We start from the raw sequence: 6,540 nt of genomic DNA, 5'->3' as shown, positions 1-6,540 counted from the left end.
ATGGGCGATGATCTGCACCGCCCACAACCTCCTCAAGCTGGCCAAGGCCAGTCACTGAGCCCAAAGCCGACGCCCACGTCTGCCCACACTTCCACCCTCATCCCACCGCGTAAACTCGTTACTCGGACGGGCTCCTAGCTTGGCGAGGCGGGCTTCCAGGAGCTTAGAGTACATTTCCCATCGCCTCCTCAATGCGGACGAGCCGCCGGTCCAGATCCACCGCCTTGATCGCCTCGACGTGCACGCCGACGGCCGCGCTGACGTCACGGGCTTCGCTCGGGGTCAGCTCGCCGTCCGCCACCGCCTGCATCAGCTTCGCAGTGGCGATCGGCACATCCGCGATCTTCTCGATCACCGGCATGTCGAACTGTACCACCCGGTCCTTCCGAGGCGGGCATAGCCGGTCGAGGCACAGCCGCAGCGCGGGGCCGTCGCCGTCCAGCGCCATCTCGACCGCCTTGCGGGTCAGCGCCTCTGCCTCACCGTCCAGGATCGCCTCGACGGCCTGCGTGGTGCGGTTGCGGGCACCTTTCGGCCGACCGCCGGGGTTGCCGCTCTGGCCGGGCTGAAAGCCTGGATTGGCCGTGGTCATGGCTCAGCTCTTGGATCTCGACCCGTTGTAAATACAGCGGAAATACAATGGGCTGGGTCGGCGGGTATCTCAAGCTTTAGGTCTCGGGCACCTTCGGCCAGCGCCTGCAGGGCTGCCACCGCAGCCTGGTGTTGAACACGGCTGGCGTCGTCCCGAACCTCGATGGTGATGGCGGTGGTCAGCGCCATCTGTCGGATGGCCTCGATACCTGCGTTGAAGGCGGCGCGCTCGCGGACATTCATCAGCAGGCCTCCGGGAGGGCGGCGAACTCAGTCTCGGACAACTCCACGGCGCGTAGGATGGCAGGGCCGGTGAAGTCGGCAACAGCACGGCCCTTATCGTCGTCCGGCAGGGTGGCAACGATCTCCAAGCCAATGGCAGATCCCATCATGACGACGTGGATCAGGACCTCTGGCGTGTCGGCGCGGCGGGCGAGGGCGACCGTGATCGGCCCGACGGCGCCGTAGACGGCGATCTCGGCGTACCGGGCGACAGGGGTCGGCTTCTCGGGGCGGGCGAGGGTGATGATGTTGGACACGAGGATTCCTTTCAGGCGGCGCGGGCGAGGCCGGCGTAGGCGGCCCAGATCTGTCGCTTGTCGCTGGCAGCCAGGGCGTTGAGCGCGCGGCAGGCGGGCTCAAGCGCGGTGGGGTCGGTCTCGGCCTGGGCCAACAGGTGGCAGAGGTCAGCGGCACGAGGACCAACGAGTAAGCGGGCGGTCGCCCGGAGCCCGCGAAGACAGGCGCGGCGCTCAGCGTCGTCCAATCCCTCACGGAACGGACCCCAGCGGTCGACAGACGCAATCATCGGGTCAGCCTCCCCGAGAAGAAGGCCAGATCAGGTTTCAAGGTTTTTGAAACCTGGTGTTTATCCGTGATGCGCGCGCACACACACATAAGGGAGGATTGGGAAATTCTTGAAATTCTTGAAACCTGAAACCTCGTGAGCATGGCGTCAGGTCTCCCGAAGGTTGTCTTGGTTGAGGCGGATCCCGCGGTACCCCCGCGTCCTGATGGCCTTAATCTGCACCGGCTCGGGGAAGCCGCGGCGGCGCATCGCCTCCTTGAAGGTCTTGCCGGTGCCCGGGATCTCGCCCACCGCCTTGGCGTAGTCGGACCAAGCGTTGAACAGCACGACCTTGCCCTCAAACTTGTGCTCGTTCTCGCGGTCCACGTCGCACCGCTCGTCGAGGAACTGGCCAAAGACATCCTGATCGGCGAAGTAGTCCTGCGTCGCGGCCAGCACCGACGCCGGCTTGCACAGGCCCTCCCGCTGCCAATCCAGGCAGCCGTCGATCATCCAGCGCAGAATGCCCGGCCACTCGGCGCGGAGCTGTTCCTCCAGCGTCGGATCCGGGTTCGCAGGCTTCCGGGTGAACGGGACGATCAGGAAGCGGCGGCGGATCGCGTCGTCGAGGTTGGTGATCGCCGGGGCGTAGTTGCCGAGCACCGTCAGCTTGAACTGCGGCCGGAACTCGAAGCTGTCCTGCCGCATGAACCGGGCGCGGATCGTCTCACCGCCGGTGAGGGACTTCACCCGGGCCTCGGCCCACCGCTTGCCGGCCTCGGTCTCGGACGCCGAGACCATTCGGGCGCCAGCGAGGGCGGCAAGTTCCTCGGGGTGCCGCTCGTGCGGCGAGGCGGTGAACGTCTCCAGCCCGGCGACCTTGGCGTAGTCGCCCATCACGCCGCCGATGACGTTGGCGAACACGGACTTGCCGTTGCCGCCGGGGCCGTGGAAGAACGCGAGGGACTGCTCCTGCGTCGAGCCGGTCAAGTTGTAGCCGGCCCACTGCTGGAGGAACTGCACCAGTTCCTCGTCCCCGCCGGTCGTCTCCTCCAAAAATAGGGTCCAGCGCGGGCAGTCGGCATGTTCGGCCGGCCCCACCACCGTGTTCTTGGTGATGAGATCCCCAGGCTTGGGAGCCCGGATCAGCCCCGTGCGCAGATCCACCGTCCCCGCAGGGGTGCCGAGCAGGAATACGTCCTGATCCCAGTCATCGGCGACGACGGCGATCCCCTGGTCGCCGCTGGCCAATTCCTCGACGCCACGGGCGAACCCGGCCCGACCAGCCGTGCGGCGGGTTCCAGTGGCCTCATCGAGCGCAAGCTCACGGGCAAGCTCCCGCGTCCAAGCGTAGGCGCGGCGGGTCTTGTCCTGCCGCCACCGCTGACCGTCGTAGACGAACCACGACTTAATCGAGTGGTCGAAGCGGATGCGGCTTCCGTGCCGGCGGATGAATTCCACCGCGACGCGATCCTCGGACAGGATCTCACCCTCAAGGGCAGCGGCGGCGGCCGACAGGCTCGGGTCGCCCGGGCGGTCGCCCTGCGGCTTGAAGGTCTCGCGCCGAATGTCTTCGGCATGCTGATCGTGCTCGCTCAGACTCATGCTGAGGCGCCTCCCATCACGGCATCGTTCAGGTCTTTGACCCCCTCGGGAGGCCACACGATTTCGATGTTGCGGCCGGCGGCGTGCCAGCGTGCGCCGACCGCCTCGATGGCCTTGCGGCTGGCGCCGCCGTCGTTCTCGCCGATCACGACCAAGCGCTGGACGTCGGGCAGCACGGGCAGGCGCCCGATGCCGCCGGAGGTGCCGAGCGCCCAGATCGGGGCGAGGCCGAAGTGCTCGCGGGCGGCGAGCGCGGTCTCGATCCCCTCGGCGATGTGCAGAGTGTCCGTGACGGCCGACACGGGGTCGAGCATTACCGCGGCGCCATCGGCGGTGCCGAGCATCTTGCGCCCGAGCTTGGTCCCGTCCGCCCCGAGTGCGGTTCTGTGGACGCCGACGACCCGGCCGGTGGTGATGCAAGTCAACGGCGCGATCTGGGCGTGCGCAGTGTCCTGCTCCCAAGGGCAGGCCGGGTGGTAGAGCAGCGCCGTGCCAGCGACCTCGGCTGGCAGCCCGAGCCGCCGACGATTGAGGTGCAGCTCGACCAGCGTGCCGATCGGGTTCTGGCCCTCACGGCAGATGGCGCGAGCGCTGGCCTGCCGACGAGCAGCCGCAGCGCGTGCGCGGGCTTCGGATCGGCGCCGGGCTTCAGTCAGACGCCGGATCTCCGCCGGATCGGCCCGACGCGCCGTGCGCCAGTAATCATGACCAGCCCCGAGACCGGACGCGATGTAGTCGTTGCAGGTCGGCCAGGGGTCGCCCGCGAAGCTGTGGGTCATCACCCCGAGGGGCGAGGTCTCGCACAGCCAGACGGCGAGGCTGCGATCCTCGTGGCTATGGCCGGGGCCGGGGATGTAGGCGCGGTGTCCGCGCACCTCACCCCCGAACCGGGCCGTCACCTGATGCAGGTCGGTGACGATCATGGCGTGCGCAGCTCCTCGTCGAGCCGGTCTGTCAGGTCAGCGAGCCAATCGCCCTGTCGGATCGTGAGGTTGCCGTGCAGCTTCGCGATGTCGGCGAGGAACGTCCGCTCGCGGGCGCTGAAGCTCCATGGTCTGCTGAGGCAGAAGCGGACGTGCCTGCGGTGCTCGGACTCTTGGCGCGGCGTGTAGGCCCGCTTCCAGGCGAAGGTGGCGAACGGGCGGATGCGGTTGGCGTCAACCGAATTGTCCCGGCGCCGGGACAAGCCAGAACCGTGTATATTATCCACGGTTGCGCCGGTCGGGATCGCGGCGGCTAGGTCGGTGAAACCAAGCCCCTCACGGCCGAGGACGCGCCCGATTGCTCGGGCTGCGGAGAGGGCTTCATGGTCGGCGGGGCTGCCGAGCATCGGCACCAGCCTGACAACCTTCTGCGGGATCGGGCGCGCCTGGGTCATGCTCTAACCCGCCAATCGTCGAGGACGGGGAAGGCGAGTGCTGCGACGGCACTGGCTACGGCAGGGGTGAGACCTCGTTGAATGAGGCGATGCACTTGAAGGGCGCCGGGTGTTGCGGCATATCCATGAACGTCTGCCTGCGAAGCGACATTCACGGAGAGCCCGCCGGTGCCCACGCGCTGCGCGGGCTTTCTCATGTCTGGATGTCCTTGCTGAGTGCGCCGGCCGGCTCGGCGCGGATGGACCCGGCCAGCGGGGGAGCGCCCCGCCGATTGGCGAGGGGTCAGGCGGCGACTTTGGTTGCCGGCAGGCAGAGCAGTTCCCGAGCGATGTGCGGTGGAACCGTCACGCGCTGCCCGATCCGAGAAGCGCGGATCTCGCCGTCTTTGATTGCCCGATAGAGCAGATGCTTCGACACGCCGAGCGCAACGGCGAGGTCCGGAACGTCCACGCCGCGCTCCTCTGCCAGCGCCTTTCGTAGAGCCTCGTTCATCCCGACACCTCGTGAGCGATGCGCGGATCATGCGCTCAAGCAGTTATCAGGCAGACTGTGCTTGTCTGTCAACCCAGCGAATGATAGGCGTAACGCTCGTTCACTGGAGAGACTGTAGCTATGCCGAAGCGAGCAACCCCGGATGGCGAGGGAAAGCGCGTTCCGCTCATGGCGCGGACGACAATCGGCTTGCGGCAGGCACTTGAAGAGGCGGCCGGTGAAAGTGGCCGCTCTCTGGCACAGGAGGTTGAACTTCGGCTGGAAAAGAGTTTTCAGACAGATCAGCTTTTGGACGCCTTCATTGGTGATGATCTATCATCCCACAACGTTATGAGAGCATTCGCGACCGCTTTCAGATATAATCAAGTAGTCTCCGAAAAGAGGTGGGTTGATGATTATGCGACGTTATGGTGCATAAAGCAGAGTCTTAAGCAAATTACTGGTAATCTGCTCGGGCTTGATGCAGGCGCGCCAAAACAGCCAGAAAGCATGTCTGATGATGACTACAAGGCGCTTTTGCGTCGCGGCGACCTAATCGCTGAGAGGATCTTGCGGGATCTCGGGCTCTCAATCCCAACTCAGACTGAGGGGCTGCGCGACTTGGCCGTAAAATCTTTCAGTGAGGCTCGCGCTCGTTCCAAAAAATCTCCTGATAAAACGCCACTCAGCGGCACCGTAGATACTCCGCGCGACGACAGCAACTAGAGTGCATTAAGGCACGTCTTACTTATCCATCCTTCGTGCGTTACCGTATTGGAACGTCACGGAGGCATCTCATGCGCCCGCTCGTCTATTCCGACACGATCACGATCCGCACGGATGCGGACCTGCGCCGCGCGATTGCCGCCGCAGCCCAGCGTGAGGGCGCCTCGGCCAGCGAGTGGGTGCGTCGGGCGCTAGGGACCATCGTTGGCTCGAACGACACGCACCCTCCGTTCCCGCCCGCCGCGCCTGCGGCTATGCGCGTGGCTGCCTGATCATGATCGCTCGCGTTCTCGCACCCCTAGATCGGCGGATTGACGAGCAGGTTTTAGCAGCCGCGGCGGTTCGGCAGGCGGGTCATGCCGATGATTTGCTGGCGCTGATCAAGCGCCAACGTGATCTCAAGCCCTTTCATCCTGTCTCGGGCCCTTCGCGATCGCGAATGCTCGGATCACCGAAGCTCGAAGATACACTCCGGCCCGCACAGTTAGGTCCGCAAAAAGTTCGGCTTCCTCGTCCGGAAGCTTCATGGATGGGCCAAGTACGTCAAGAGTTGCGGACAGCTGTGTGGCGTATTCTTCGGCTCGATCTCTCGGCAAGTCGTGCATCTGCACGGCGAGGAGATGCTCAATGAGCGCCCCTTGTGCCATGACCATTGCGGCGGTGTTCCGCAGAGTTTCGTCATCCATTCTCAGCTCCATCGGTTCGGTTGGCGCCGCCGATGTAGCGCGCTCGCCCGCTGCTGCCCCTGACGGCCGGCTGAGCGTCGCCATTCGGAGGGCCGACTGAGATGGGCGAGCTGCACGACGGCCAGAAGGTCTATTCGTACCGCTACGGCGACGAGCCCCGAACCCAGATCGGCCTGCTCGCCCAGGAGGTGGCCGACCACAAGCCCGGCACCGTCGGCCCGATCGGTCTCGGCGACCTCCTCGGTATTGATTACGCCAAGGCCACGGAGGACGCGGCCAAGAAGGGCGGTGGTGG

11 protein-coding genes and 1 pseudogene are annotated in these 6,540 nt (G+C 65.6%); 3 read left to right on the top strand and 9 right to left on the bottom strand.

Features of this window, described 5'->3' with window-relative positions:
* Positions 1-163: 163 nt before the first annotated feature.
* The 8 genes from MKK63_RS04205 to MKK63_RS04170 all read right to left on the bottom strand — a co-directional run bounded on the left by MKK63_RS04205 (position 164) and on the right by MKK63_RS04170 (position 4,854).
* Complete coding sequence (locus MKK63_RS04205) at positions 164-592, bottom strand: DUF5681 domain-containing protein (RefSeq protein WP_243998987.1); 429 nt, start codon at positions 590-592, stop codon at positions 164-166.
* Positions 589-834: a hypothetical protein gene (locus MKK63_RS04200; RefSeq protein WP_243998986.1), complete on the bottom strand. Its 246-nt coding sequence runs from the start codon at positions 832-834 to the stop codon at positions 589-591. Before MKK63_RS04200 ends, MKK63_RS04205 begins: the two co-directional genes overlap by 4 nt.
* Positions 834-1,130, bottom strand: coding sequence for a hypothetical protein (locus MKK63_RS04195; RefSeq protein ID WP_243998982.1), 297 nt, complete (start codon positions 1,128-1,130; stop codon positions 834-836). Before MKK63_RS04195 ends, MKK63_RS04200 begins: the two co-directional genes overlap by 1 nt.
* Before the next feature lie 11 nt (positions 1,131-1,141).
* Positions 1,142-1,399, bottom strand: a complete 258-nt coding sequence (locus tag MKK63_RS04190) for a hypothetical protein (RefSeq protein ID WP_243998981.1) — start codon at positions 1,397-1,399, stop codon at positions 1,142-1,144.
* A gap of 147 nt (positions 1,400-1,546) precedes the next feature.
* Positions 1,547-2,983 (bottom strand): phage/plasmid primase, P4 family, encoded by a 1,437-nt coding sequence (locus tag MKK63_RS04185; RefSeq protein WP_243998979.1) that lies wholly within the window; start codon positions 2,981-2,983, stop codon positions 1,547-1,549.
* Positions 2,980-3,906, bottom strand: coding sequence for a toprim domain-containing protein (locus MKK63_RS04180; RefSeq protein ID WP_243998977.1), 927 nt, complete (start codon positions 3,904-3,906; stop codon positions 2,980-2,982). The genes MKK63_RS04185 and MKK63_RS04180 overlap by 4 nt, the downstream gene beginning before the upstream one ends.
* Entirely contained in the window at positions 3,903-4,361 is a 459-nt protein-coding gene (locus tag MKK63_RS04175; RefSeq protein ID WP_243998975.1) for a hypothetical protein, read from the bottom strand. The genes MKK63_RS04180 and MKK63_RS04175 overlap by 4 nt, the downstream gene beginning before the upstream one ends.
* 283 nt (positions 4,362-4,644) lie before the next feature.
* Positions 4,645-4,854 (bottom strand): helix-turn-helix domain-containing protein, encoded by a 210-nt coding sequence (locus MKK63_RS04170; protein WP_243998973.1) that lies wholly within the window; start codon positions 4,852-4,854, stop codon positions 4,645-4,647.
* Between the two features lie 120 nt (positions 4,855-4,974).
* On the opposite strand from MKK63_RS04170, the gene MKK63_RS04165 reads away from it, so the two are divergent.
* Both MKK63_RS04165 and MKK63_RS04160 read left to right on the top strand, forming a co-directional pair.
* Positions 4,975-5,559, top strand: coding sequence for a TraY domain-containing protein (locus tag MKK63_RS04165; RefSeq protein WP_243998971.1), 585 nt, complete (start codon positions 4,975-4,977; stop codon positions 5,557-5,559).
* Positions 5,560-5,630: 71 nt separating this feature from the next.
* Positions 5,631-5,831, top strand: coding sequence for a toxin-antitoxin system HicB family antitoxin (locus MKK63_RS04160; RefSeq protein WP_243998969.1), 201 nt, complete (start codon positions 5,631-5,633; stop codon positions 5,829-5,831).
* A gap of 126 nt (positions 5,832-5,957) precedes the next feature.
* Here the strand turns inward: MKK63_RS04160 and MKK63_RS04155 are convergent, their stop codons facing one another.
* On the bottom strand, positions 5,958-6,245 hold the full coding sequence (locus MKK63_RS04155) for a hypothetical protein (protein ID WP_243998967.1): 288 nt from the start codon (positions 6,243-6,245) through the stop codon (positions 5,958-5,960).
* A 101-nt stretch (positions 6,246-6,346) separates the two neighbouring features.
* Here MKK63_RS04155 and MKK63_RS04150 point away from each other — a divergent pair.
* Positions 6,347-6,540 (top strand): annotated as a pseudogene (locus tag MKK63_RS04150) (hypothetical protein); the annotation flags it as partial.

This window comes from Methylobacterium sp. J-088 (assembly GCF_022829295.1).
Lineage (GTDB): Bacteria > Pseudomonadota > Alphaproteobacteria > Rhizobiales > Beijerinckiaceae > Methylobacterium.
Note: the sequence above shows the minus strand (reverse complement) of the source record. Positions and strands in the feature narration are given on the sequence as shown.

Bases quoted from the DNA above. Each gene is read 5' to 3' on its own strand.
- MKK63_RS04205 (WP_243998987.1), bottom strand. From the start codon at position 592: ATGACCACGGCCAATCCAGGCTTTCAGCCCGGCCAGAGCGGCAACCCC.
- MKK63_RS04200 (WP_243998986.1), bottom strand. From the start codon at position 834: ATGAATGTCCGCGAGCGCGCCGCCTTCAACGCAGGTATCGAGGCCATC.
- MKK63_RS04190 (WP_243998981.1), bottom strand. From the start codon at position 1,399: ATGATTGCGTCTGTCGACCGCTGGGGTCCGTTCCGTGAGGGATTGGAC.
- MKK63_RS04185 (WP_243998979.1), bottom strand. From the start codon at position 2,983: ATGAGTCTGAGCGAGCACGATCAGCATGCCGAAGACATTCGGCGCGAG.
- MKK63_RS04180 (WP_243998977.1), bottom strand. From the start codon at position 3,906: ATGATCGTCACCGACCTGCATCAGGTGACGGCCCGGTTCGGGGGTGAG.
- MKK63_RS04175 (WP_243998975.1), bottom strand. From the start codon at position 4,361: ATGACCCAGGCGCGCCCGATCCCGCAGAAGGTTGTCAGGCTGGTGCCG.
- MKK63_RS04170 (WP_243998973.1), bottom strand. From the start codon at position 4,854: ATGAACGAGGCTCTACGAAAGGCGCTGGCAGAGGAGCGCGGCGTGGAC.
- MKK63_RS04165 (WP_243998971.1), top strand. From the start codon at position 4,975: ATGCCGAAGCGAGCAACCCCGGATGGCGAGGGAAAGCGCGTTCCGCTC.
- MKK63_RS04160 (WP_243998969.1), top strand. From the start codon at position 5,631: ATGCGCCCGCTCGTCTATTCCGACACGATCACGATCCGCACGGATGCG.
- MKK63_RS04155 (WP_243998967.1), bottom strand. From the start codon at position 6,245: ATGGATGACGAAACTCTGCGGAACACCGCCGCAATGGTCATGGCACAA.